Here is a 24,868-nt window from a genome sequence, read left to right on the forward strand (position 1 = left end):
CTTTCCATTGACAGGGCGGGCACCGCGGGCCAACAGTGTGCCGTCAGCGCCCGCGCACGCCTCGACCGAAGTGAGCCCGTATGACAGCGCCCGTACCCGCGTTCCCCGCCGATTTCCTCTGGGGCGTCTCCGCCTCGGCGTTCCAGATCGAGGGTTCGCCCACCGCCGACGGCCGGGGTCCCTCCTCGTGGGACGCGTTCACCAAGGAGCCCGGGCGCATCAAGGACGGCTCACACGCGGACGTGGCCACCGACCACTACCGCCGCTACCGCGAGGACGTCGCCCTGATGGCCGGACTCGGCGTGGGCGCCTACCGGTTCTCGGTGTCCTGGTCCCGGGTCCTGCCGGACGGCCACGGCCAGGTCAACCGCAAGGGGCTGGACTTCTACGACCGCCTGGTCGACGCGCTGTGCACGGCCGGCATCGCCCCGGTGCCCACGCTGTTCCACTGGGACACCCCGCTCGCCCTGGAGGAGAAGGGCGGCTGGCTCGACCGCGACACCGCCGAGCGGTTCGCGGCGTACGCCTCGGTGGTCGCGGACCGGCTCGCCGACCGCGTCCCGATGTGGATCACCATCAACGAGCCCGCGGAGGTCACCCTCCTGGGGTACGGCCTGGGCGAGCACGCCCCCGGCAGGAGCCTCGTCTTCGACGCCCTGCCCGCGGCCCACCACCAGTTGCTGGCCCACGGCCTGGGCGTGCAGGCGCTGCGGGCCGCGGGCGCCCGCCGGATCGGCATCGCCGCCTCGCACAGCCCGGTGTGGCCGGCGAGCGACGGCGCGGAGGACCGCGGCGCCGCCGAGCTGTACGACCTACTCACGAACCGGCTCTTCGCCGACCCCGTCCTGACCGGCGCCTATCCCGACGAGGGCCTGGCCTCGCTGCTGCCCGGACCGGTGGCCGAGGACCTGAAGGCGATCTCCGCCCCGCTGGACTGGTACGGGATCAACTACTACAACCCGATGCGCGTCGGCGCCCCGCAACCGGCCGCCGCCGCCTCCGAGTTCGGCGGCATCGAGATCCCCGCCGACCTCCCCTTCTCCGTCCGGCCGATCGACGGGTACCCCCACACCGACTTCGGCTGGCCGGTGGTCCCGGACGGACTGCGCGAACTGCTCGTCTCCCTGCGCGAGCGCTACGGCGACCGCCTGCCCCCGCTGTACATCACCGAGAACGGCTGCTCGTACGCGGACGCCCCCGACCCCGTGACGGGGCGGATCGGCGACGCCCGCCGGATCGCGTACCACGCGGGCCATCTGGCCGCCCTGCACCGGGCGATGGCGGACGGAATCGACGTCCGGGGCTACTTCATCTGGTCCATCCTCGACAACTTCGAGTGGGCGGAGGGATTCCGGCAGCGGTTCGGGCTGGTCCACGTCGACTACGAGAGCCTGGAGCGGACCCCGAAGGAGTCGTACGCCTGGTACCGCGACGTGATCAAGGGCGGCAGATGACCGTCGGGGGGACGGCGGCGAAGACCGCCGGCCCGGCCGATCCGGCGGGCCCGGTCGGCGGGCGGTGGGTGGGCGCGCTGTCCCTCGCCAACCTCGGGGTCTGGGTCGGCTGGTTCGGCCCGCTCCAACTGCTCCTGGCCCGCCAGGCGGAGCAGCTCACCCCGGACCACAAGGCGGCCACGCTCGCCCTGGTGACGGGGGTGGGGGCGGCCGTCTCGATGGTCGCCAACCCGGTCTTCGGAGCCCTGTCGGACCGTACGACGGCCTCGGTGGGCCGGCGGATCCCCTGGGTGGTGGCGGGGGTCCTGGGCGGGGCGGCCGGACTGCTCGTCCTCGCGCGGGCTTCGAGCGTCGCCGTGGTGATCGCGGGCTGGTGCCTGGTCCAACTGGCCCTCAACGCGGCCTTCGCCGCCCTCACCGCCGCCGTGCCCGACCAGGTCCCGCCGCGCCGGCGCGGGCTGGTCGGCGGCTGGCTCGGGGTCTCGCAGGTCGGCGGCATCCTGGTCGGCACCGCGCTGGCCACGGTGGCGGGCGGCATCGCCGCCGGATACCTCGCGTGCGCGGCCTTCTCGGTGCTCGCGGCCGTCCCGTACGTGGTGATGCGGCGCGACGCGCGGCTGTTGCCCGCCGCCCGGCCCGCGTTCCGCTGGCGGACCTTCCTCACCGGCTTCTGGATCGACCCGCGCCGCCATCCCGACTTCGGCTGGGCCTGGTTGACGCGCTTCCTGATGAACCTGTCGTACTCCGTCAGCACGATGTACCTGCTGTACTACCTGACCGACGCGGTGCACTACGGGGGCGACGCCGACACCGGCGTCCTGATCCTGACGGCGCTCAACGCGCTCACCCTGCTGGCCACGGTGGTGGTCGGCGGCGTCCGCTCCGACCGTACGGGACGCCGGAAGGTCTACGTCATCGGCGCGGGGCTGGTCATCTCGGCGGCCACCCTGCTGCTCGCCGTCTGGCAGACCTGGACCGGGGCGATCGTCGCCTCGCTGGTCCTCGGGGTCGGCTTCGGCGTCTACACGTCAGTGGACTTCGCCCTGCTGACGGACGTGCTGCCGACGGCGCAGGACCGCGGCCGGGACCTCGGCGTCATCAACATCGCCAACGCGCTGCCCCAGGTGCTGGCTCCCGTGATCGCCGCGCCGGTGGTCACGCACTTCGGCGGGTACACCGCGCTGTACGCGCTCGCGGGCGCTCTGGCACTGGCGGGATCCGTGCTGGTCCGCCGTATCCGCGGGGTCCCGTAGGCCCTGACGGGAACCCCGCGGGACCTGCCGGGACGCCGCGGAACCGGGCGTGCCCGCGGTGCCACCGGGAGGACCGGCGACACCGCGGGCACGGCGGATCAGGCGTTGACGCAGGTGTTGCCCGCGGTCGGGTTCAGCAGCCCGATGATGTTGACGCTGTTGCCGCAGATGTTGATCGGGATGTGGATCGGCACCTGGACGACATTGCCCGAGAGGAAGCCCGGCGAGCCGATGGCGTAGCCCTCGGCCTTGGCGTCGGCGGAGGCGCTGCCGATCCCGCCGAGCGTCGCACCGAGCAGACAGGCCGCAACGGCCAGGGTACGGATCTTCATGTGGGTCTCCCATCGCATGAGGGTGTGCGGGGGCCATCCCATACCAGCCCGGCCCGAACCCGGCCGATTCACCCGGTCGTGGGCCCTGTCCGCGGTGCGCGACCGCCGTTCGGAAGACGCTCCGGGAGGTTCCGGAAGGTGAATTTTTCCGGAAAGGGCAATCTCCCGAGCCCTCTGGAGCGTATGCCCCTGTGGAAGCCTCCCCAGGAGACGACTCATGGAGGAAAACTCATGGCGATCTTCACCCACCTCCTTCCCGCGAAGCACCGCCGTCGCGGAAAGAGGGACAGGACCTCGGGACGTGACGACAACGCCGGCAGGCGCCATCACCGTCGCCGCCACTGCACCAACAACAACGACAACGGCAACCACGGCCACCACGGCAACAACTGGTAAGCACCATGGGACGGGTCGCGCGGCATGCTCTGCGGCGGCTGCTGTCGGTGGCAGAAGACCCCGACGCGGTCGTCGCCGCCGCGCCCCCCGTCACCCCGCGCGAGGCGTTCCGCCGGTTCTGGCCCTACACCCGGGGCGGCCGCCGCTGGCTGGTCCCGATCCTGCTCTTCAGCGTCATCGGCCCGCTCATCGACGCGGCCGAGATCTGGCTCTTCAAGGTCGTGGTGGACGAGGTCCTCGTTCCGCGCGACCTGCGCCCGTTCCTCTGGATCGCCCTCGCCTACCTCGGGCTGGTCCTCGCTTCGGGCATTCTCGAGTTCGCCGACGACGTGTTGTCCACGTGGGTCGGCGAACGCTTTCTGCTGGCCCTGCGGTCGGACGTCTACCGGCACGTCCAGGGGCTCTCCCTCGGGTTCTTCGAGCGGCGGCGGCTGGGTGACGTCCTGTCACGCATCACCGGCGACGTCGACGCGATCGAGACGTTCCTCCTCTCCGGCGTGGCCAACGCCCTTTACTACGTGATCCAGTTGGGCGTCTTCCTCGGCCTGCTCTTCTACCTGAGCTGGGACCTGACCCTCCTCGCGCTCGTGATCGTGCCGCTCTTCTGGGCCGCGGCCCGGCGCTTCTCCCGGCTGATCAAGGCCGCCTCGCGCGAGCGGCGGCGGCGCAGCGGCTCGATCAGCGCGATAGCCGAGGAGTCGCTCGGCAACATCGCGCTGGTGCAGGCGTACAACCGGCAGGGGACGGAGGAGAGCCGGTTCGCCCGCGAGAGCGTGGGCCGCTTCCGTGCGGCGATGGTCTCGGCCCGCATCCGTTCCGTCTACGGCCCGATCGTCGAGGTGATCGAACTGACCGGCGCGCTGGCCGTGATGGGCCTGGGTACGTGGAAGCTGGCGCAGGGGCAGCTCACCCTGGGCGGGCTGCTGGTCTTCGTGGCCCTGCTGGGCCGGCTCTACAGCCCGATCCGCGACCTGTCCCAGCTCACGACCACCTTCTACGCGGCGTCCGCGTCGGCCGAGCGGATCATCGAGCTGCTCGACCAGCACCCCCAGGTCGCCGAGGTCGAAGCCGCCCGTGCCCGGAGGATCGGGCGCGCCCGGGGCAATGTCGAGTTCCGCGGCGTCTCGTTCCGCTATCCGGGCACGGCGCGATGGGCCCTGCGCGAGGTGTCGTTCCGCGTACGGCCCGGTACGACGCTGGCGCTGGTCGGGGCGAGCGGCGCCGGCAAGTCCACGGTCGGCAAGCTCCAACTGCGCTTCTACGACCCGGACGAGGGGGCGGTCCTCCTCGACGGCACCGATCTGCGGGAGCTGCGGCTGGCCGAACTGCGCGAGAACGTCGCCGTGGTGCTCCAGGAGACGCTCGTCTTCCACGGCACGGTACGGGAGAACATCGCGTACGGGCGGCCCGGCGCGACGGAGGCGGACATCGTCGCGGCGGCGCGCGCCGCCGACGCGGACGGGTTCATCCGGCTCCTCCCCGAGGGCTACGACACCGTCGTGGGCCAGCGGGGCCGGACGCTGTCCGGCGGGCAGGCCCAGCGCCTGGCGATCGCCCGCGCGATGGTCAGGGACGCACCCGTGCTCCTCCTGGACGAACCGACCACCGGTCTGGACGCCGAGTCGGCCCGCCGCATCATGGAACCGCTGCGCCGGCTGATGGCCGGGCGGACCACGGTCGTGATCTCCCACAACCTGCTGACCGTCCGCGACGCCACGGCCACGGTGGTGCTGGAGCGGGGCCGGGTCGCCGAGTGCGGTACGCACGAGGAACTGCTCGTACGGGACGGTGTGTACGCCCGTCTGCACCGTATGAACGGCAGCGTGCCCGGTGTGAACGGCAGTGCGCCCGGTGTGAACGGCAGTGCGCCCGGTGTGAACGGCAGTGCGCCCGGCTCCGGTCCCGCCTCCCCGCTGAAGGTCCCGTCGTGAGCCTCGCGACCACCACCGCGCCCCGCCCCGCGCCCCCGCCCCTTGCGCCCGGCCGGGCGCCCGCGCCCGGGTACGAGGTCCTGGCGCACCTGGCCCGGACCGGCTGGCTCGACCTGTACGACGCCTGGAGCGAGGAGCGGGACTGCCGGTGCGTCGTGAAGGTCCTGCGCCCCGACCGCCGCGACGAGGACCGGCTGGCCGAGCGGCTGGTCCGCGAGGGCCGCTGGCTCCGGCGCTTCACGCATCCGCACCTGGTCCGCGCGTACGAGACCTTCGCCTCGCCCGAGCCGCTCGTCGTACTCGAAACGCTGACGGGCGAGACGCTCGCCCACCTCATCGACCGGCTGCCGCGGCGGGCGGCGGCCGAGGACGTGGCCGTCCTGGGCGTGCAGTTGTGCTCCGCCGTGCACTACCTGCACGGTCAGGGCCTGCTGCACCTGGACCTGAAGCCGGCCAACGTCGTGGTGGAGTGCGCCCGCGCGAAGGTGCTCGACCTCAGCGTCGCCCGCGCGCCCGGCGCCGCTCCCGCCGGCGTCGGCACGTTCGGCTACATGTCCCCCGAACAGGCCCGCGGCGGGGCCCTGTCGGCGGCGGCCGACGTATGGGGCATCGGCATCACCCTGTACGAACTCGCCACCGGGGATCTCCCGTTCGACATCGGCGACACGACGGACGGGACGACGACCACGGACCGGACACCGACCGCCGGCGGCGCGGCCGCCGACTGGTATCCGCAGCTCGAAGCACCGGCCCCGCCCGTCCGCGCACGCCGGCGCCTGCCCCCGGCCCTGGCGGCGGCCATCGACGGCTGCCTGCGCCCCGATCCGGCGGACCGGCCCTCGGTCTCCGAGCTGTCCGCAGCCCTCGACACGACGCTGCGCAGGCACCGCCGCGACACGCCTGAGACGGGGTGACGGGAACCGGCCAGAGCGGGGAAAAGGCGTCTGGTGGGGCGTTGCACTGCATGTGTAATGTCACATCGCATGATGCTGTTACGGCGTACCGCCTCGCTCGCGGTCCTTCTCGCCACCGTCCTCCCCCTGGCCGTCACCGCACCCGCGCACGCGGACGACACCTCTTCCTGCCGTACGACACCCTCGGCTCCCCTCGACGCCGAGCAGGCGCGGCTCGCGGACGCGCGGTCCACCGCGCTCGTCGAGCGCGCCGGGTTCGGTGACTTCGTACGGCGCTTCCCCGCCGCGCTGTGCGCGGTGCGCAGCCCCGCCGAGGCCGAGCGGCTGCTCGACAGTTGGGGCGAGGCGCTCTGGCAGTCCGCCGTGCGCCGCGCCCAGGGGCAGCGGCCCGGCGGCGACCTCCCGGCCGGGGACGACCGCCCCCTGTACTGGACCCGGCTGGCCATGACCACCGCGCTCGCCCGCTGGGAACCGGGATTCGCCGTCGACCGCGCCGCGCTGCGCGCCCGCTTCGAGGACGCCTCCCGCGGCATCACCGACAACGCCTTCCGGACGCCGGCGGGGATGCGACGCGTCTTCATCAGCGGCTTCGACCCCTTCGGGCTCGACGCCGAGCTGCGCCGCGCCAACCCCTCCGGTTCCGCCGCCCTCCAGCTCAACGGGCGCCGGATCACCCTCGCCGACGGCAGCCGCGCCGAGATCCGGGCCGTCGTCCTGCCCGTGCGGTACGCCGACTTCGACGCCGGCATCGTGGAGCGGGCCTTCGCCCCGCGCTTGGCCGCCGGCCCCGGCGCGGTGGACGTCATCACCACGATCAGCCAGGGCTACCCCGGCATCTTCACCCTGGAGGCCTGGGCGGGCCGGTCCCGGTCGGCGGATCCGTACCCCGACAACACCGGCTCCCTCTCCGGCGGTACCCGCGAGCGCCCCGTGACCGCCCCCGGTCTCGGCCCGGGCGCGGAGTTCATCCGGACCACGCTCCCGACCGAGGCGGCGACCGGAGCCGTGCAGAGCCCGTACCCGGTGCTGCTCAACACCGCCGTCACCGAGATCCCGGCGGGCGCCGCCGAGCCGGTGGACCGCGCGGACGGTCCGACTCCGGGTTCGCGGGCGGTGGAGGGCGGCGGGGGCGGCTACCTGTCCAACGAAGTGGCCTACCGCTCCAACCGCCTCCGCGCCGAACTCGCCCCGCAACTGCCCGGCGGCCACCTGCACACCCCGGTCCTCACCGGCCTCCCGGCGGACCCGAGCCTGCTGACGGGCCCCGAGTTCGAGCGCAACGAGACCGCGATCACCGCGGAGGTCCGCGCGGTCCTGGAACACACCGCCGCCCGCCCCTGATCCCGGCTACAGGGATCCGAGTTCGTCGCTCAGATCCGTCAGACCGAGTGAGCCGAGCGAGAGCGCGGCCATGTGCCAGCGCTTGAGGTCGAAGTCCGGGCCCTGCTTGGCCCGGGCCCGCTCCCGCCCCTCCAGCCAGGCCCGTTCGCCGAGCTTGTACGAGATCGCCTGGGCGGGCCGGCCCAGGTAGCGGACGACCTCGCTGTCCAGGTAGGCCGCGGGCCGGCTGGAGTAGCGGCCGAGGAACTCCCGCGCCAGCGCGGGAGTCCACCGCTCTCCCGGCCGGAACGGCGAGTGCGCGGGGATGGCCAGCCGCAGGTGCATGCCGATGTCGATCACCACGCGGACGGCCCGCATCATCTGGGCGTCGAGGTGGCCCAGCCGGTGCGCGGGGTCGGTGAGGAACCCCAGCTCGTCCATGAGGCGTTCGGCGTACAGGGCCCAACCCTCGGTGGTGGCGCTGACCTTGGCGACGTTCGTCTGGTAGCGGGAGAGGCCGTCGGCGACGAACGTCCAGTGCCCCAGCTGGAGATGGTGCCCGGGGAACCCCTCGTGGTACCAGGTGGAGACGAGGTTGTGGGTGGGGAAGCGGGTCCGGCCCAGCGTCGGCAGCCAGGTCCGGCCGGGGCGGGCGAAGTCCAGGGACGGCTGCGAGTAGTACGGGGCCGCGGGGCCACCGGGCGGCGCGATGCACGACTCGACGTGCCTGACCGGCTCGGCGATGTCGAAGTGCCGCCCGTCCAGGGCCGCCACGGCCTCGTCCATCAGGGACTGGAGCCAGACCCTGGTCTCCTCCACTCCGTGGACGCTCTTGCCGTGGTCGCCCAGCCAGGCCAGTACCACCCAGGGGTCCTGCCCGCCCGGCAGGATGCGCGTCGCCTCGGCCCGCATCTCGGGCAGCAGCCGGTGGAACTCCTCCCAGCCGTACGCGTACGCCTCGTCGAGGTCGAGGTCCGCGCCGGTGTAGTAGCGGGCGAACCGGCCGTAGCGCTCGCGCCCGACGGCGTCCTCGGCTCCGGCCCCGGTGGCCCCCGCCTCGTACGCGCGCCGGAACCACTCCCCCAGCTCCGCGAAGGCGCCCGTCGCCACCCGCGCCGCGGCCTCGACCTCGGCGCGCAGCTGCGGCGGCGCGCCGGCGGCGAGCGGGGCGAACCCGCCGCCCCCGGGGCCGGTGGAACCCGCGGAACCCGTGGAAGCCGTGGCACCCTCGGAGCCCAGCCACTCCTCCAGTTGGGCCACGTTGGCCCGTACCTGGCGCGGCGCCGCGGCCAGTCCGCGCCCGACGCCCTCGGCGAGGGAGGCCCGGTAGCCGCTCAGGCAGTCGGGCACGGCCCGCAGCCGCTGCGCGATCGCCGCCCAGTCCTCGGGCGTACGGGCCGGCATCACCGCGAAGACCTTGCGGACCCGGTGCAGGGGCGAGGAGATGTTGTTCACCGCGCGCAGGTGCTCGCCCGCCTCGAACTGGGCGAGTTCCGCGTCGAGCCGCTCCCGCAGCAGCCGTGCGCACCGCCGCTCGACGTCCGCGTCGGCATCCGCGTCGGGGGCGCTCCCGGCGAGTCGTACGAGGGTCTCGCGCGCGAGACCCGCCTCGGCGGCGGCCCCGTCGGGCGAGAAGTCCGGCAGTCTGCCGGTGCCGGCGGAAGTGCCGAGGTAGGTGCCGGTGATCGGGTCGAGCTCGACCAGGGCGTCGACATGCGCGTCGGAGATCTGGCGGGGCAGCTCACGCTGAGGCCTCAACATGCCCGAAGCCCTGCCCAGCGCCTCTCCCGGACAAGCCCGGGCCCGTGTCTTTGGCCGGTATCCCGTGCCCGGCCGCCCGGCCGCCCGGCCGCTCACGCTCCGCGAGCAGGGCGGTCACGCCCCGAGGTGCGTCATGCGCCGCCAGTACGCACGATGGACTTCGGGACCGATGTGGCACGAAGACCTGGGTCCCGCACCCGAGAGAGAGGCGGCGCGATGACCAGCACGCCGAGTGGAAGTGGCTCGCCGACCGGTACCGGCAGTGCCTGGGCGGCCGGCGGCACGACGTTCGCGGGTGTCCTGATGATCGTCAGCGGCATCTTCGGCATCATCGAGGGCATCGTAGCCATCGCCAAGGACGAGGTGTCCCAGCGCGTCGGCGACTACACCTTCAAGTTCGACCTCACCACCTGGGGCTGGATCCATCTCATCATCGGCATCCTCGTGCTCCTCGCAGGTGCGGCGATCCTCAAGGGCATGGAGGCCGGCCGGATCGCCGGTATCGCTCTGACCTGCCTGTACGTGATCGCACAATTCATGTGGCTGCCTTACCAGCCGCTCTGGTCGATCATCGCCATCGGCGTCGGCGTGTTCGTCATCTGGGCCCTGTGCACCGACACCCCGCGGCAGGCGCGGCCCTGACGGTGTGACGGCGGCGGCCGGACACCGCCCGCCCGATACCCTCGTGCCGGTACGCGTACGTCACCGGCACGAGGAGCAGGGACAGCATGACGATTCACCGGCCGGGCCGGCCCGAAGACCTGCCCGCGGCGGAACTGCTGTGGGCCCGTTGGGCGTTGGTCGCCGTACTGGAGGCGACGACCGCGGCGGAGAGCCGCGGCGTCCACCGCACCGGCCACTGGATCGACGGCGCCGCGCTCCGTCTCGACGACGCCGGCTGCACGTGGTGGGCCCTGGCCCGGATGGGCCGGGGCCGCTTCGTGCTCTACGGCGAGGACGAGTCGAGCGGCGTCAAGTGGCACGAGCCCGCGGTCGACATGCTGGCGCAGGGCCCGGACTGGCTCCCCTACGACACGCTGCACGACCTGCTGGAGGGCTGGGAGCTGGGGTGCGTCTACTGGTACGAGAACGGCGCCTGGGCCCGCGCGCCCTACCCGGAGGACCTCGAGGACGACGGCCTGGACTGCGGTATGGACCGCTTCGTCGAGCGGCGGAAAGTCCTCGCCCTGCTGGCCGGCCACGGCCCGGCCGCGGAGCAGCTCCTGGAGGCCGCCGAGGGGTACCGGCTGGCGCCCCGGGCCCTGGATGCCCTGGTCGAGGACGCCGGCGACGAGGACCGCGACGAGGACTGGGACCTGCCCGCCATGCACCGCGCGCTGCACCTGGCCGGCCTGGCGGGGGAACCCGTCACCACGTAGTGCACGGGTTCCCGAAGTGTTCTAGCGTCGTATGAGGCGTCCGCGTGAAGGTGAGAACGTGGAGGTGAGCAGGGTGGTCAGTCCGACTCCGGCCCAGTTCCGGGCCGTCCACGGCGACATGGACCGGTGGCAGGCCGTCGACTTCGAGGTGTACGAGCACCTCGTCGAGAACCAGTACGTCGTCCGCCCGCGGCCCCGGCCGGAACCCGGCGACCGCCCGCCGCCCCGCCAGGGCCCGGACCCGGACCCGGCGAGCGGACCCGGATCGCCGCCGGCCTAGGCGGAGGCCCGTTCGGAGCGCGGAGCGGCGAGCCGCCGGGCTCCGCGCACCAGGCCGTACGTGCCCAGTGCCGCCACCGGGACGGCCGTGACGGCGACCGCGGCCCACTCCTGCGCGTAGTGCAGGGCCTGAGTGGGCGTCCGCTCGAAGGTGATCATCGGGCCCCAGGTGTAGTAGCCCCAGATCATGAGCAGCTGGGAGAGCACGGCGCGCAGGACGGCGTGCACCGCCGTCGGCGCCGTGGCCGAGACCAGCAGCACGATGGCGGCGTAGGGCACGTACCCGGAGGCGAAGCGGCTCGCCGCGGTCACGTTCATCCCGTCGCCGTCGCCCGCGACGGCGATCCAGGCGGACAGGGCTCCGGCGGCCAGGGCCACGGCCGCGGTGACGGCGGCTCGCTGCGCGCCCCTCTTCATCTCGTTCTCCTCACCTGCCACGTGCCGACCCGGTCCCCTCCACCCTCCGTCGCCGGTGTGCGCGGAGAATGACAGGGATATGACCGTTTCGTCACGAGGTGGGCGTGGGGAGCGGCCCCGTCTCCTCCCCGGCGCGGTCCTCAGCGGCCCGGTCCTCCTCGGCACGTTCCTTCGCGGCGCGGCGCCGCAGCGCGTCCTCGTCCGTGTCCGCGTCGTACGTCACCAGCTTCGGCAGCGCCGCGGACAGGGCCGCCACCGCCGCCACGCACAGCAGGCCTCCGCTCCAGAACGCCGACCGCGTGCCCGTCCAGCCCGCGACCGTGCCGGCGCGGACCTGGCCCAGCTGCGGGCCCACGCTGTACGAGAGCACCTCGATGCCCGCGAGCCGCCCGCGCAGCTCCTCGGGGATGGTCTGGTTCCAGATCGTCGCCCGGCCCAGCCCGCTGAGCATGTCGCCCGCGCCCGCGACCGCCAGGCACACCAGCACCACCCGGATGTCGGAGAACCAGCCGGCCGCCGCGATCGCCACGCCCCAGACCGCGGCTCCGCACACCACGAACAGGCCGTGCCGCCGCACCCGGGAGGTCCAGCCGCTGGTCATCCCGAGGACCAGGGAGCCCACGGCGCCCGCCGAGTACATGAGGCCCAGCGCCCACACCGCGTCGAGCTCGTCCGCGAGGAAGGGGAAGATCGTGTTCGGGAAGGCGAAGAACATGGCCGCCAGGTCCACCGCGTACGTGCCCAGCAGCACCGGCCGGCTCCACGCGTAGCGCGCGCCCTCGGCGATCCCGCGCAGCGAGGGCCGTTCCGCGTCGGGCGAGGGCGGCGCCGGGGAGAGCCGGGTGCACAGCAGGACGGACAGCAGGAAGCCGGCGACGGTGACCCCGTAGGCGGCCGGATAGCCGGCGTAGGCGACGACCAGGCCGGCGAGCGCCGGTCCGGCGATCGCACCGATCTGGTAGCGCAGCGCGTTGAGCGCGGCGGCCGCCGTCATCTGCTCGTGCGGCACGATCCGCGCCATCATCGAGTCCAGGGCCGGGCGCTGCAGCCCGGCCAGCGCCGAGACCCCGGCCGCGACCACGTACAGGGGCCACAGCAGCGGGTTCGGCAGCAGGGAGTTCACGAGCAGGATCAGGGCCAGTACCCCGAGCCCGGCCTCGCTCAGCAGGATCATCCGCCGCCGGTCGATCGCGTCGGCCAGGGCCCCGCCGTAGAGGCCGAAGACGACCAGCGGGACGAGTTCCACCGCGCCCATCGCCCCGACCGCGAGCGGCGAGTCCGTCAGGTGCTTGATCTGGAGCGGGAGGGCGATCATCGCCATGAAGGACGTGAAGAACGTGACGGCGCCCTGGAAGAAGAGCAGTCGGAAATCTCGGCTGGAACGCCACGGGGAGAGGTCGGGAAGCAGGCGGGACGAACGGGCGGTACTCACAGCGGATCATCGTGCGGGAGCCGCCCGCGCCCGGGCAACGCATTTTCGTTTCCCGGGCGCACGGCCTTGCCGGTCACGTCGTGCCGGCACCCAGGTGCTGCCACAGGAACGTGTACGCGAGCGCGTGGTTGACGGCGGCCTGTTCGTTGTCGCTGGCTCCGCCGTGTCCGCCGCCGGTGTTCTCGTGGAAGAGCACCCGGTGTCCCAGCTCCCGCAGCCGGGCGGCCGCCTTGCGGGCGTGGCCGGGGTGGACGCGGTCGTCGCGAGTGGAGGTCATCAGCAGCAGGGGCGGGTACGGCCGGTCCTCGCGGAGGTTGTGGTACGGGGAGAGGGCTTCGAGGTGGGGCCGGTCGGCCTCGTCGTCGGGGTCCCCGTACTCGGCGATCCAGGAGGCACCGGCGAGCAGGCGGTGGTAGCGGAGCATGTCCAGGAGGGGCACCTTCGCGACGACCGCGCCGAACAGCTCCGGGTGGCGGACGAGCATGGCGCCCATGAGCAGGCCCCCGTTGCTGGCTCCGGTGATGCCGAGCCGGTCGGGGGTGGTGATGCCGCGGGCGGTGAGGTCGGCGGCGACGGCGGCGAAGTCCTCGAAGGCCCGTACCCGGTTCGCTCCGAGGGCGGCCTGGTGCCAGGCGGGGCCGTATTCGGAGCCGCCGCGGATGTTGGCGACCGCGTACGTACCGCCGCGGGCGAGCCACGCCCTCCCGGTGAGCGGGCTGTAGCCGGGGGTCTGCTGGTCCCGGAAGCCGCCGTACCCGTAGAGCAGCGCGGGCCCGGGCGCGGCCTGGCCGGCGGGGCCGACGACGAAGTACGGGACCCGCGTACCGTCCGCGGACGTCGCGAAGAACTGCCGGACCTCCAGCCCGCGGGCGTCGAAGCGGGCGGGAGCCTGCTTGAGCGGCTCGGAGTCGGCGCCGATGTGCCCGTACGCGAGGGTGGAGGGCTGGAGGAAGCCGTCGATGTTGAGGAAGTACTCGTCGCTGACGTCCGCGTCGGTGTCGGTGACGGTCGCCGAGGACAGGGCCGGCACGTCCGCGAGCGGCCGGCGGCTCCATCCGTCCGGGCCCGGGGTGAGGACCTCGATGCGGGTGGCGACGTCGGCCAGCGTCTCCAGGATCAGGTGGTGGCGGGTCCAGCTGTGCCCGGCCAGCGCGGTGCGCTCGTCCGGCGCGAACAGCACGTGCGCGGTGCGGTCACCGGCGAGGAACGCGTCGAAGTCGAAGGCGAGGAGCGAGCCGGCCGGGTGTCCGAGCCAGGGGGTCTTCGGGGTGACGACCAGCCACTGGCGGTACGCGTACTTCCCGGCGTCGTCCGGGACCTCGATCTTCACGAGCCGGTCGCCGTCGGCGAGCAGGTACAGCTCGTCGTGGAAGAAGTCGGTGTGACGCGAGACGAAGTCGCGCTCGTGACCGGGGGTCGGGTCGTGCCAGCCCGAGGCGGACACGTCGTCGGCCTCGGCCTCGAAGACGAGCCCGGCGTCCGCCAGGGGGGTGCCCCGGCGCCAGCGGCGGACGGTACGGGGATAGCCGGAGGCGGTCAGCGAACCCGGTCCGGAGTCGGTGCCGAGGAAGACGGTGTCCTCGTCGATCCAGCCGATCCGGGTCTTCGCCTCCGTGACGTGGAAGCCGCCGGCTTCGGCGGGGACGAAGGCCCGGCCGTCGAGGTCGAACTCGCGGACGACGACGGCGTCGGAGCCGTCCCGGGAGAGCTGGACCAGGGCGCGGCGGTGGTCCGGGTACCGCACCCGGGCGCCGGCCCACACCCACTCCTCGCCCTCCCGCGCCGCGAGGGCGTCGATGTCGAGGAGCACCTCCCAGGCGGGGTCGTCCTTGCGGTACTGCTCCAGCGTGGTGCGCCGCCACACGCCCTTCGGGCGGTCCGCGTCCCGCCAGAAGTTGTAGAGGTGCGCCCCGCGCCGGGCGGTGTACGGGATGCGGTCGGCGTCGTCGAGGACCTCGCGCAGTTCGTCGCGCAACGCCTCGAAGCCGGGGTCGGTGGCGAGCGCGGCGGCGGTCTCCGCGTTCCGCTCCGCCACCCAGGCCAGCGCGGCCTCGCCCTCTACGTCTTCCAGCCACAGGAAACGATCTTCAGCAGTCACCCCACGATTGTGCAGCCCCGCGGGACGGCCCGGAGCCGCGTCGGGCGAAGCGGGGTCTTCGGGTCCGGGTTCCGGCGGGGCCGGTCAGGCCGACAGCGGCCGGTCGTGGGCGCCGACGGGGGCGGGCAGGGCCGTCGAGCCGGTGAGGTAGCGGTCCACGGCGGCGGCCGTCGCCCGGCCTTCCGCGATGGCCCACACCACCAGGGACTGGCCGCGCCCGGCGTCGCCCGCCACGAAGACCCCGTCGGGCCTGCGGCGGGAGGTCCGCACCCGCGGCGGGCCCCAGGCCGGCGGCACGCCCGACGCCGGGGCCTCGGCCCAGGGCGGCGCCTTGGGCGTCCGGGAACGGCCCGGTGGCGGGGGCGCGGCAGCCTCGCCGAGGGCCGCGTAGCCGGCGTCCCGGGCGAAGTTGCCCCGGTCGTCCCGGGTGAGGCCGAGCTGTTCGCCGAGCCGGCAGGCGCGCTCGGGACCGGAGAAGCCGAGCGCCAGCAGGACCAGTTCCGCCTCGATGACCCGCTCGGTGCCCGGCATGGGCCTGCGCTCCACGGGCTCGACCGCCGTGAGGTGCAGGGCCCGTACCCGGCCGGCCGCATCGCCCTCGAAGTGGAGGGTCGCGCTGGAGAAGAGGCGGGGATCGGTGCCGTGGCGCCCGCGCGCCTCCTCGTGGGCGTGGGAGATCCGGTACACCTGGGGGTGTACCAGCGGCCACGGCTCTCCCTCGGGCCGCTCGGGGCCCGGTTCCGGGCGGATGTCGAGCTGGACCACCGACAGCGCCCCCTGCCGCAGGGCCGTGCCCAGGCAGTCCGAGCCGGTGTCCCCGCCGCCGACGATCACCACGTGCCGGCCCTCGGCGGTGAGCGCGGGCGCCGCGAAATCGCCCTCGCCGACCCGGTTGGCGCAGGTCAGGTACTCCATGGCCTGGTGGATGCCGTACAGCTCGCGGCCGGGCGCGGCCAGTTCCCGGCGCTCCTCGGCCCCGACGGCGACGACGACCGCGTCGTGGCGCCGGCGCAGCTCGGCCGCGTCCACGCGGCCTCCGATGTCGGCGTCCGTGCGGAAGACCGTGCCTTCGGCCCTCATCTGGGCGATCCGCCGGTCCAGGTGGGTCTTCTCCATCTTGAACGCGGGGATGCCGTAGCGGAGCAGGCCGCCGAGCCGGTCGGCCCGCTCGTAGACGACGACGGTGTGCCCGGCCCGGGTCAGCTGCTGGGCCGTGGCGAGCCCGGCCGGGCCGGAGCCGATGACGGCCACGGTCTGTCCGCTGAGCCGGCCGGGCGGCGCCGGCGGGGCGTAGCCGAGCTCCCAGGCCTGGTCGGCGATGGTCTGCTCGACGTTCTTGATGGTCACCGGGTCGGCGTTGATCGCCAGTACGCAGGAGTCCTCGCACGGGGCCGGGCAGAGCCGGCCGGTGAACTCGGGGAAGTTGTTGGTGGCGTGCAGCCGCTCGGCCGCGGCGCGCCAGTCGCCGTGCGCGGCGTAGGCGTTCCACTCGGGGATGAGGTTGCCGAGCGGGCAGCCGCCGTGGCAGAAGGGGACGCCGCAGTCCATGCAGCGGTTCGCCTGCGCGGACACCAGGGGCAGCAGCGTCTGCCCGGCGTGCACCTCGCGCCAGTCGCCGAGCCGCTGGCCCGCGGGGCGCGGCGGGACGGCGTTGCGGGGGGTCCGGAGGAACCCGTACGGGTCGGTCATGCGCCGCCTCCCTGGTCACAGGCGGATACGGCGGTCAGACCAGGCTACGCCGGGTTCGGGGCTTCCGCGGTGGCCAGGAACGCGGCGGTGGCCCCGGTGAACCGATCGGGGTCGTCGAGCCACGGGGCGTGGCCGGCTCCGGGCTGGACGACGAGCCGGGCGTGCGGGAAGAGGGCGGCGTACTCGGCGGCGGCGGACCGCGGCAGCGATACGTCCAACTCGCCCGCGAGGACGAGCACGGGAGCGTCGAACCCCGCGAGTGCCGTACGGGTGGCGTCGGGGTCGAAGGCGCCTTCGGCGGCGTAGGCGGCCGTGGCCCCGGCGTTCTTCTGCGCCTCGTCGGCGGCGTCGTAGGCCCGGGCGGCGTCGTCCCAGCGGCCGTGGAGGAAGGGGGCGATCGCCCGCCGGCTGTCGGCGGTGCCCTGCCCGCAGACGAGGGCCTCCAGGGCGGCGTACGCGTCCGGGTACCAGGGCTCGCCCCGGCGCAGGCGGGCCGTCTCCAGCCGGTCCTCGCCCGGGATCGTGATGCCGACGCCCATGACGCTCGGGGTGAGCAGGACGAGCGCGCCGACGCGCTCGGGGTGGCGGCCGGCGTACAGGGCGGCCAGGTTCGCGCCGGCCGAGTGCCCGAGCAGGTCCATCCGGTCGAGGCCGAGGTGGGCGCGCAGGGCCTCGACGTCCTCGACCTGCCGGTCGCAGCGGTAGGAACCGGTGTCGGCGGGCACTTCCGACCGGCCGGTGCCGCGCAGGTCCAGCATGATCAGCCGCCGGTGCGCGGAGAGCCCGCCGAGCTCGCCGAGGTAGACGGAGTCCCGCATCGGCCCCCCGGGCAGGCAGACGAGCGGCGGACCGTCCCCGCCGAGGACGCGGTAGGCGAGCGTGGTCCCGTCGGGCGCGGTGAAGGCAGGCATGCCGCAGACCCTGCCAGCGGCTCCGCCCCCGGACAACCGGGTTTCCCCGTACCTTCCCCGAGCTCTCCCCGCGCCTTGCCCGCACCCCTCGGTCAGGGGTCCGCGCGGGGCCCGGGCGCCCGCGGCTCTCCGTCGGGCGCGGCGGCGAGCAGGGCCGCCGTCAAGTAGCGTCGTACGACGTCCAGTTCGGCGGCGGTGAACTCCTCGGCCGCGTCGACCAGGCCGCCGATCAGCGGGCCGAAGAAGGACCGGCCCAGCCCGACGGCCTTCGGCTCCACCGCCAGCAGGACGCGGCGCCGGTCGTGCGGGTCGCGGCCGCGGCGGACCAGGCCCAGCCGTTCCAGCCGGTCGAGGAGCGCGGTGGTACCCGCCGAGTTGAGCCGCAGGGCATCGCCGAGCCGCCCCGGAGTGACGGGCTCCGCCGCGCGCTCCGCGTCCAGCAGCCGGATCAGGGCCCGCAGGTCGGTCGGGTGCAAGCCGTTGTCGGCCGCGAACTCGGCGCCGCGCAGGTGGAGTTCCACGGCGACCGCGCGCAACAGGTGGACCAGCCGCATGGCGGGGGTGTCGTCGTCGTTCACTCGACGATTATCTCGTCGAGCGAGATACTCGGTCAACGAGACAATGCGACGATCCCCGGAGACCCGCCGTGACCGTGCCCATACCCGTGCCCGTGACCGCATCCCAGGAGTTCTTCACCGCCTACGACGCGCTGCTCGCGCGCTGGCCGGCCGGCACCGCCGAGCTCGACGTCCCGACCCCGTACGGAACGACCCGCGTGCACGCGTACGGGCCCGCCGGGGCCCCCGCGGTCCTGCTCCTGCACGGCGGCGGCGCCACCGGCGCCGTCTGGTTCGCCAACGCCGCGGCGCTCGGCGCGCACCACCGGGTCCTCGCCGTCGACCTCCTCGGCGACGCCGGCCGCAGCGTGCGCGCGGGCCGCCCGCTGCGCACGACCGCCGACCTGATGGCCTGGCTGGACGCGCTCCTCGACGGGCTCGGGGTCCGGAGCGCCGCGCTGCTGGGGCATTCGTACGGTGCCTGGATGGCCCTGACGTACGCGCTGCACGCCGCGGAGCGGGTCGACCGGCTGGTGCTCCTCGACCCGACCCAGTGCTTCGCGGGATACCGCCCCGGATTCCTGGTGCGCTCACTGCCCGTGCTGGTGCGCCCGCGGGCGGACCGCGTGCTCGCCTACGTCGACCGCGAGACGGCGGGCACGGACACCGATCCGCAGTGGAAGCGGCTCTTCGCCCTGGCGGCCTCGGATGTCGCGCACCGGAAGCTCGTCGTCGGCCGGCGGCCGGACGCCAGGGCGATGAGGGCCCCGCTGCTGGTCCTGCTCGCGGGGCGCAGCGGCGCCCACGATCCGGAGAAGGTCGCGGCCCGCGCCCGCGGGGCCGTACCGCACGCCCGGATCGAAACGCTCCCGCAGCTCACCCACTACGCGCTGCCCACGGCAGCGTCCGCGCGGACGAACCGCCTGATCTCCGAGTTCCTCGGGACCGACCGGGACGGTCAGTCCAGGTCGAGGTGGTAGGCCCCGGCGGCCGCGTCGGCGAACAGCGTGAACTGGACCCGCGGGCCCGGCTCGCCGCCGCGGTCGCCCTCGCCTTCGCAGTCGACGTCCACCTCGACGGGCTCGGCGTCCACGAGGACGTACTCCCCGTAGCCCTCGAAGTCCCCGGGGCCGTCCGCGACGCCGATGTGGATCGGGGTCTCGTCGGGCAGCGCCGCCAGCGCCTCGCGGAGCCGGCCAGCGGTCCACACCTGCGGATTGTGATCGAACATGTCAGCCATGCGGCGACATTAGAGGGCGAAAGGTGCACTACGGCCACGGCGCGCCGGACGTTTTCCCGCATCCGCGACGACCGTCACCCGGAGTGCGTCCGCGGACGGTCCGGGTGCGGGGGCGGCCCGTGGCGACGGTCCGGGTGCGGGGTCAGCCCGTGGTGACGGCCCGGGCCAGGATGGTTTCCGTGTCCACTCCCGTCGGGAGCGTCCCGTACGCGCCGCCGTGCTCGCCGCCCAGGCGGGAGGCGCAGAAGGCCTCGGCCACCGCGCCCGGGGCGTGCCGCAGCAGCAGCGATGCCTGGAAGACCAGGGCCATCGTCTCGGTGAGCCGCCGGGCCCGGTACTCGGCCTCGGCCGGATCGGCCAGCTGCTTGTGGAGCCCGGCCACCGCCGCGTCCAGGTGCCGGTCGGCGCCCGCCGCCCGCCCGACCTCCTCGAAGAAGGCCTCGACGGTCTCCGGCTGCCGGGCCATGGCCCGCAGCGAGTCCAGGGCGGCGACGTTGCCGGAGCCCTCCCAGATGGACGACAGCGGGGCCTCCCGGTAGAGGCGCGGCATGCCGGAGTCCTCGATGTAGCCGTTGCCGCCCAGGCATTCGAGGGCTTCGGCGGCGTGCCCGGGGGCGCGCTTGCACACCCAGTACTTGGTGACGGCCAGCCCCAGCCGGCGCAGCAGTGCCTCGTCCTGGCTGCCCTGGGAGACCCGGTCCGTGGCGCCCGCGAGGCGCAGGGCGACGGCGGTCGCCGCCTCGGATTCGAGGGCGAGGTCGGCGAGGACGTTGCGCATCAGGGGCTGGTCGATGAGCGCCTTGCCGAACGCCCGCCGGTGCGTGGCGTGGTGGACGGCGCGGATGACGCCGAGGCGCATGCCGGAGGCCCCGCCGAGCACGCAGTCGAGGCGGGTCATGTTGACCATCTCGATGATCGTCTGGACGCCTCTCCCCTCCTCCCCCACCAGCCAGCCGAAGGCCCCGTCGTACTCGATCTCGGCGGAGGCGTTGGACCGGTTGCCGAGCTTGTCCTTGAGGCGCTGGAGCAGCAGCCGGTTGCGGCTGCCGTCCGGGAGCACCCGGGGCAGCAGGAAGCAGGAGAGCCCGCCCGGGGCCTGGGCCAGCGTCAGGAAGACGTCCGACATGGGCGCGGAGGTGAACCACTTGTGGCCGGTCAGCCGGTAGGTGCCGTCCGGGGCGGGGACGGCGGTCGTGGTGTTGGCGCGTACGTCGGAGCCGCCCTGCTTCTCGGTCATCGACATGCCCGCGATCAGGCCCTGCTTGGTGTCGGGCCGGCGCAGTCCGTAGTCGTACGTGCGGGAGGCGAGCAGGGGCTCCAGCCGGGCGGCGAGTTCCGGGGTCGCGCGCAGCGCGGGTACGGCGGCGTACGTCATCGACACCGGGCAGGAATGGCCCGCCTCGACCTGGCCCCAGACGAGGAACTTCGCGGCGCGCGCGACGTGCGCCCCGGCCCGGTCGTCCGCCCAGGGCGCGGCGTGCAGCCCGTGGGAGACGGCGGTGCCCATCAGTTCGTGCCAGTACGGGTGGAACTCCACCTCGTCGATCCGGTGGCCGTAGCGGTCGTGGGTGCGCAGCACCGGCGGGTTCTCGTTGACCACGCGGCCCCACTCGGCGGCCTGTTCGGAGCCGGCGAGGGTGCCGAGCCGGTGGATCTCGGGTATCGCCCACTCGGCGCCCTCGCGGGCGACCGCCTCCAGCAGGGCCGGGTCGGCGGCCGCGTCGTAACCGAGGTGCGGCGGCACCTGGTTGGTGACCTCATGCGTCTGCGGCATCGTGTCCTCCAAGGGCACGCAGGGTGAAGGTGATCAGACCGGGAATGACGTCCCCCGGGGCCGCGTCCCCGTCGGCCAGCGGCCCGACGAGCGCTTCGGCGATCGCGCCGACGAGTGCGGCGGCCGTCAACTCGGGCGACTGCGCGGGCAGTTCTCCGGAGGCCACGCCCGCGGCGATCTGTTCGGCGTACACGTCGCGGAACGCCCGCCGGAAGACGAGGCGTTCGGTGTCGACGGCGGGGTCGGCCGGCTCCGCCAGCAGCGCGAAGGCCCGGCGCGGCGCTTGCAGCGCCCGGTACGCGAAGGTCTCGACGGCGGCCGCCACCCGCTGCGCGGCGCCGCCCGGGCGCTCCGTCGCGGCGGCCACCGCCTCCAGCTCCCGGGCCACGAGCGTGCGGAAGAGCGCGGCGGCGAGCTCGGACTTCCCGGAGAACGACTGGTACACGCTGCCGGTGGAGATCGCGGCCTCGGCGGCGATGGCGGCGACCGAGCAGCCGCCGTACCCCTCCCGGGAGAGCAGGTGGACGGCGGCTTCGAGCACCCGCTCGCGCCGGGCGTCGAGGCGGGCCTGCACGGAAGGCGGGCGACGGTAGGGCATGGAAGGATTGAAGCACTGATTCACTGCTTCACACCAGACCCCGACGGGAACGCCCGGCCGGCGGCCCGTCCAACCGTTCGACCCCCGCCCCCGCGTACGGGGGCGTCACGGCTGGTCAACTCCACTCCGCCGAAAGGATCATGACCGCAAGCCTGCGTCCGCCCCGGTCACCGGCGCGCCCGTCTGGCGCCGCCCTCCGGTCGGGTGGGGGGCGCCGAGGGAGGCGCTCTACGAGGCGAGGGTTGCCGGGGTGGGGCCGTCGGGGCGGACGGTGATGCTGTACGCCGCCTTCGTGGGGACGGAGTGGAACTCCGGGACGTGGGCGGGCAGCAGGTGTTCGAGGAGGACGGTCGACTCGCGGAGGGCGAACCGGAGGCCGAGGCAGGCGCGCGGGCCGATGCCGAAGGGGAGGTAGGCGCCGGGGTGGGTCGGGCGGCCGTCCGGGGCGGTGAAGCGGCGGGGGTCGAACCGCTCGGGGTCCGGCCACAGTTCGGGGTCGCGGTGCGTGAGGTACGGGCACACCACCACGTCGGAGCCCGCTTCGACGGCGTAGCCGGTCAGGACGTCCGCCTCGACGGCGTACCGGGGCAGTATCCACGCCGACGGGTAGAGCCTGAGCGTCTCCTGGACCAGGGCCTGGACGGCGCGACGCCGTTCCGCCGAGCCGGGGGGTCCCGCGGCGAGGGCCTCCTCGCGGGCCTCGGGATGCCGGTCGAGCAGGAGGTAGAGCCAGGTCAGGGTGGTGGCGGTGGTCTCGTGGCCGGCGACGAGGAGGGTGACCAGCTCGTCACGGATCAGCCGGTCGGTGTACTCGGGGCGTTCGGCGGCGGCGCCGAGCAGGAGGTGCAGGAGGCCCGGGCCGTCGGGCCCGGCTTCGCCGCCGCGGGCGGCCTCGATGGCGTGGTGCGCGACGGCGTCGATCCTGGCGAGGTCGGCGGCGACGGCCTCCCGGGCGCCTTCGGTGTCGGCCGGCAGCGTGGGCATCGCGGCCACCACGGCGGCGACGGCGCCCAGTTCGCGCTCGGTGCCGTCGTCGAGGGGGTGTCCGGTGAGGGAGCGCCAGATGGTGTCCAGGGCGAAGCGGCGCATCTCCAGGCCGACGTCGAACGGCTGCCCGGTACGGGCGTACCCGGCCCAGCGCCCGGCGGTGACCCGGGCGGCCTCCTCGATCCGCTGCTCGTAGCGGCGCATGCCGGTACCGGTGAACTGGGACTGCAGCAGCCGCCGCTGGCTCTTCCATGCCTCGCCGGTCGCGGCGAGCACACCGTCGCCGATCAACAGGCGGGCGCGGTGGGAGCGTTTGACGTACCGGTCGGGGTGCAGGGCCAGCACGTGCTGGACCGCCCGGGGGTCCGTGACCAGGACCGTGGGGCTCGGCCCGAGGCGGAACGCCGCGACCCCGCCGAGCCGTTCGCGCACCAGGGCCAGCAGATCGACCAGTTCGGCCCCGTCGGAGCGCCACCGCTCCACGAGGGCGGGATCCGGCTCGGGGACCGGCCGTCCCGTGCGGGCGGAGGGCGGACGGGGGTCGAAGCCGGCTTCGGTGGCCACGGATCTTCTCCTGTTCGCCGCTGGTCCCGACCCCTGGCGGAGCCCGGGCATCACGGACTGTACGGGAGCGGACGCGTCTCGTGACACCCCGCCCCGGGGTCCGCGGCCCGGCCCCGGGGGTACGGCCGGGCAGGAACCCCTACCGGACGACCCGCGGCAGGCGCAGGCTCAGGAGCGCCGTCAGCGCGATCATGCCGAGCTGGACCAGCAGGGTGACGGCGAGCGCGTCCCGCATGCCCGCCGACGGGGCCAGGGCGAGGAACAGGCTGCCCAGGGTCGCGACGCCGAGGGCGAGCGCGGACTGCTGGGTGGTGATCATGACCCCGCCGCCCACACCCGCCCGGTCGGCCGGTACGTCGGACAGCATCAGCCGCATCAGGACGGGAAGTTGGAGCCCCTGCCCGAGTCCCGCGATGGCCACGCCCGGAGCGAGTGACATCAGCCCGAGGTCCGGCCATCCGCGCAGCACCGCGAGGAGGAGCAGGATGACGCCGACGCCCTGGAGGACGCCGCCCGCGGTGACGACGCGGCTCCCGAACCGGCCGACCAGCCGCGGCCCGGCGAGCGAGGCCGCGAAGAAGGCCACCGCCATCGGTACCAGGGCCAGTCCGGCCTCCACCGGGCCCATCCGCAGACCCTGCTGCAGGACCACCGCGATGACGAACATGAAACCGCTGAAGCCGATCGAGAACGGCACCAGCAGGACCAGGCCGCGCCGCAGCGACTGCAGGCGCAGCAGGCTCGGCGGCACGAGCGGGGTGCGGCCGAGCCGGTCGGCCCGGCGCTCGGTCCGGTAGAAGGCCGTGGCGGCGAACGGGAAGACCGCGAGCGAGACCCACGTCCACAGCGGCCAGCCCGCGGCCCGGCCCTCGGTCAGCGGCAGCAGCAGGGACACCAGGGACAGGGCGAGGAGCAGCGTCCCCGGGACGTCGACCGAGGCCGGCCGGTCCGAGCGGGTCTCCGGTACGGCACGGGTGGCGAGCACCAGCCCGAGGACCACCACCGGCACGTTGACCAGGAACACCGAGCGCCAGCCGAGGCCGGCGACGTCGGCGGCGACCAGGACGCCGCCCAGGATCTGCCCGGCGACCATGGACAGCCCGGCGGTGGCCCCGTAGAGGCTCATCGCCCGGGCCCGGCGCGACCCCTGGGTGGTCGCCTGGATGGTGGCGAGCACCTGCGGCAGCATCAGCGCGGACGCGGCGCCCTGCGCCACCCGCGCCCCGACCAGGGTCCAGGCGGTGGGCGCCAGCCCGCAGAGGAGCGAGGTGATGCCGAAGGCGGCCATGCCGATCAGGAAGAGCCGGCGCCGTCCGGCCGTGTCGCCGAGGCGGCCGCCGAGGACGAGGAGCACGGCGTACGCGACTCCGTAGCCGCCGACGATCAGTTCCAGCGTGGCGGGGCCGGCCGCGAGGTCGGTGTCGATGGCGGGCAGCGCCACGTTGACGATGAAGAAGTCGATCAGGGGCAGGGCCGCGCCGAGCAGCACGGTGAACAGCCCGAGCGGGCCGATCGCGGCCGGGGCGGGCCCGGGGGCCGGGGCGGGCCCGGGGGCCGGGGCGGGCCCGGGGGCCGGGGCGGG

Annotated in this window: 23 protein-coding genes; 10 read left to right on the forward strand and 13 right to left on the reverse strand. The window is 74.2% G+C overall.

The annotated features are described in order from the left end of the window. Positions 1 to 80 precede the first annotated feature (80 nt). Together ADK52_RS34335 and ADK52_RS34340 are read left to right on the forward strand one after the other, a co-directional pair. Positions 81 to 1,454 carry a GH1 family beta-glucosidase gene (locus ADK52_RS34335; protein WP_053693782.1) on the forward strand — a complete coding sequence of 458 codons (1,374 nt, stop codon included), beginning with the start codon at positions 81 to 83 and terminating at the stop codon, positions 1,452 to 1,454. Further along, positions 1,451 to 2,707: an MFS transporter gene (locus tag ADK52_RS34340; protein ID WP_053693783.1), complete on the forward strand. Its 1,257-nt coding sequence runs from the start codon at positions 1,451 to 1,453 to the stop codon at positions 2,705 to 2,707. Before ADK52_RS34335 ends, ADK52_RS34340 begins: the two co-directional genes overlap by 4 nt. Before the next feature lie 98 nt (positions 2,708 to 2,805). On the opposite strand, the gene ADK52_RS34345 is transcribed toward ADK52_RS34340, so the two are convergent. Further along, complete coding sequence (locus ADK52_RS34345) at positions 2,806 to 3,039, reverse strand: chaplin (protein ID WP_053693801.1); 234 nt, start codon at positions 3,037 to 3,039, stop codon at positions 2,806 to 2,808. Positions 3,040 to 3,270: 231 nt separating this feature from the next. On the opposite strand from ADK52_RS34345, the gene ADK52_RS42710 reads away from it, so the two are divergent. The 4 genes from ADK52_RS42710 (at position 3,271) to ADK52_RS34360 (ending at position 7,621) form a co-directional block, all read left to right on the forward strand. After that, positions 3,271 to 3,435, forward strand: coding sequence for a hypothetical protein (locus tag ADK52_RS42710; protein ID WP_159046096.1), 165 nt, complete (start codon positions 3,271 to 3,273; stop codon positions 3,433 to 3,435). 5 nt (positions 3,436 to 3,440) lie between these two features. Beyond that, on the forward strand, positions 3,441 to 5,366 hold the full coding sequence (locus ADK52_RS34350) for an ABC transporter ATP-binding protein (RefSeq protein WP_078988813.1): 1,926 nt from the start codon (positions 3,441 to 3,443) through the stop codon (positions 5,364 to 5,366). Continuing rightward, positions 5,363 to 6,280, forward strand: a complete 918-nt coding sequence (locus ADK52_RS34355; RefSeq protein WP_053693784.1) for a serine/threonine-protein kinase — start codon at positions 5,363 to 5,365, stop codon at positions 6,278 to 6,280. Before ADK52_RS34350 ends, ADK52_RS34355 begins: the two co-directional genes overlap by 4 nt. A 69-nt stretch (positions 6,281 to 6,349) precedes the next feature. Continuing rightward, positions 6,350 to 7,621, forward strand: a complete 1,272-nt coding sequence (locus ADK52_RS34360; protein ID WP_053693785.1) for a hypothetical protein — start codon at positions 6,350 to 6,352, stop codon at positions 7,619 to 7,621. Positions 7,622 to 7,627: 6 nt separating this feature from the next. On the opposite strand, the gene ADK52_RS34365 is transcribed toward ADK52_RS34360, so the two are convergent. Then, the gene (locus tag ADK52_RS34365; protein WP_053693786.1) at positions 7,628 to 9,361 is read right to left on the reverse strand and encodes a DUF885 domain-containing protein; all 1,734 of its coding nucleotides are present in this window, start codon (positions 9,359 to 9,361) and stop codon (positions 7,628 to 7,630) included. Between the two features lie 216 nt (positions 9,362 to 9,577). Between ADK52_RS34365 and ADK52_RS34370 the strand changes: the two genes are divergently transcribed. The 3 genes from ADK52_RS34370 to ADK52_RS34380 all read left to right on the forward strand — a co-directional run bounded on the left by ADK52_RS34370 (position 9,578) and on the right by ADK52_RS34380 (position 11,020). After that, positions 9,578 to 10,003 (forward strand): DUF7144 family membrane protein, encoded by a 426-nt coding sequence (locus tag ADK52_RS34370; protein ID WP_053693787.1) that lies wholly within the window; start codon positions 9,578 to 9,580, stop codon positions 10,001 to 10,003. 86 nt (positions 10,004 to 10,089) lie between these two features. Further along, positions 10,090 to 10,740, forward strand: coding sequence for a hypothetical protein (locus ADK52_RS34375; RefSeq protein WP_053693788.1), 651 nt, complete (start codon positions 10,090 to 10,092; stop codon positions 10,738 to 10,740). A gap of 58 nt (positions 10,741 to 10,798) precedes the next feature. Beyond that, a complete protein-coding gene (locus ADK52_RS34380) occupies positions 10,799 to 11,020 on the forward strand; it encodes a hypothetical protein (RefSeq protein WP_053693789.1) in 222 nt (73 codons plus the stop codon). Here ADK52_RS34380 and ADK52_RS34385 read toward each other — a convergent pair. From ADK52_RS34385 to ADK52_RS34410, 6 genes are all read right to left on the reverse strand, one after another. Further along, the gene (locus ADK52_RS34385; RefSeq protein ID WP_053693790.1) at positions 11,017 to 11,436 is read right to left on the reverse strand and encodes a hypothetical protein; all 420 of its coding nucleotides are present in this window, start codon (positions 11,434 to 11,436) and stop codon (positions 11,017 to 11,019) included. The two genes, ADK52_RS34380 and ADK52_RS34385, sit on opposite strands and share 4 nt — an antisense overlap. Positions 11,437 to 11,527: 91 nt before the next feature. Beyond that, a complete protein-coding gene (locus ADK52_RS34390) occupies positions 11,528 to 12,868 on the reverse strand; it encodes an MFS transporter (RefSeq protein WP_053693791.1) in 1,341 nt (446 codons plus the stop codon). A 73-nt stretch (positions 12,869 to 12,941) separates the two neighbouring features. After that, a complete protein-coding gene (locus tag ADK52_RS34395) occupies positions 12,942 to 14,966 on the reverse strand; it encodes a prolyl oligopeptidase family serine peptidase (RefSeq protein WP_053693792.1) in 2,025 nt (674 codons plus the stop codon). A gap of 84 nt (positions 14,967 to 15,050) precedes the next feature. Beyond that, on the reverse strand, positions 15,051 to 16,655 hold the full coding sequence (locus ADK52_RS34400; RefSeq protein WP_053693793.1) for a glutamate synthase subunit beta: 1,605 nt from the start codon (positions 16,653 to 16,655) through the stop codon (positions 15,051 to 15,053). Between the two features lie 44 nt (positions 16,656 to 16,699). Continuing rightward, a complete protein-coding gene (locus tag ADK52_RS34405; RefSeq protein WP_053693794.1) occupies positions 16,700 to 17,566 on the reverse strand; it encodes an alpha/beta fold hydrolase in 867 nt (288 codons plus the stop codon). A 92-nt stretch (positions 17,567 to 17,658) separates the two neighbouring features. Beyond that, entirely contained in the window at positions 17,659 to 18,120 is a 462-nt protein-coding gene (locus ADK52_RS34410; RefSeq protein ID WP_053693802.1) for a MarR family winged helix-turn-helix transcriptional regulator, read from the reverse strand. Between the two features lie 116 nt (positions 18,121 to 18,236). On the opposite strand from ADK52_RS34410, the gene ADK52_RS34415 reads away from it, so the two are divergent. Beyond that, positions 18,237 to 19,103, forward strand: coding sequence for an alpha/beta fold hydrolase (locus ADK52_RS34415; protein WP_078988814.1), 867 nt, complete (start codon positions 18,237 to 18,239; stop codon positions 19,101 to 19,103). On the opposite strand, the gene ADK52_RS34420 is transcribed toward ADK52_RS34415, so the two are convergent. From ADK52_RS34420 to ADK52_RS34440, 5 genes are all read right to left on the reverse strand, one after another. Continuing rightward, the gene (locus ADK52_RS34420) at positions 19,082 to 19,363 is read right to left on the reverse strand and encodes a DUF6225 family protein (RefSeq protein ID WP_053693795.1); all 282 of its coding nucleotides are present in this window, start codon (positions 19,361 to 19,363) and stop codon (positions 19,082 to 19,084) included. The genes ADK52_RS34415 and ADK52_RS34420 overlap by 22 nt on opposite strands. A gap of 142 nt (positions 19,364 to 19,505) precedes the next feature. Beyond that, positions 19,506 to 21,137 carry an isovaleryl-CoA dehydrogenase gene (locus ADK52_RS34425; protein WP_053693796.1) on the reverse strand — a complete coding sequence of 544 codons (1,632 nt, stop codon included), beginning with the start codon at positions 21,135 to 21,137 and terminating at the stop codon, positions 19,506 to 19,508. Further along, positions 21,121 to 21,735: a TetR/AcrR family transcriptional regulator gene (locus tag ADK52_RS34430; RefSeq protein ID WP_053693797.1), complete on the reverse strand. Its 615-nt coding sequence runs from the start codon at positions 21,733 to 21,735 to the stop codon at positions 21,121 to 21,123. Before ADK52_RS34430 ends, ADK52_RS34425 begins: the two co-directional genes overlap by 17 nt. Positions 21,736 to 21,963: 228 nt before the next feature. After that, positions 21,964 to 23,286 carry a cytochrome P450 gene (locus tag ADK52_RS34435; RefSeq protein ID WP_053693798.1) on the reverse strand — a complete coding sequence of 441 codons (1,323 nt, stop codon included), beginning with the start codon at positions 23,284 to 23,286 and terminating at the stop codon, positions 21,964 to 21,966. A 139-nt stretch (positions 23,287 to 23,425) separates the two neighbouring features. Continuing rightward, positions 23,426 to 24,799, reverse strand: coding sequence for an MFS transporter (locus ADK52_RS34440; protein ID WP_063784007.1), 1,374 nt, complete (start codon positions 24,797 to 24,799; stop codon positions 23,426 to 23,428). Positions 24,800 to 24,868: the final 69 nt, after the last annotated feature.

The organism is Streptomyces sp. WM6372 (genome assembly GCF_001279655.1).
Taxonomy (GTDB): domain Bacteria; phylum Actinomycetota; class Actinomycetes; order Streptomycetales; family Streptomycetaceae; genus Streptomyces.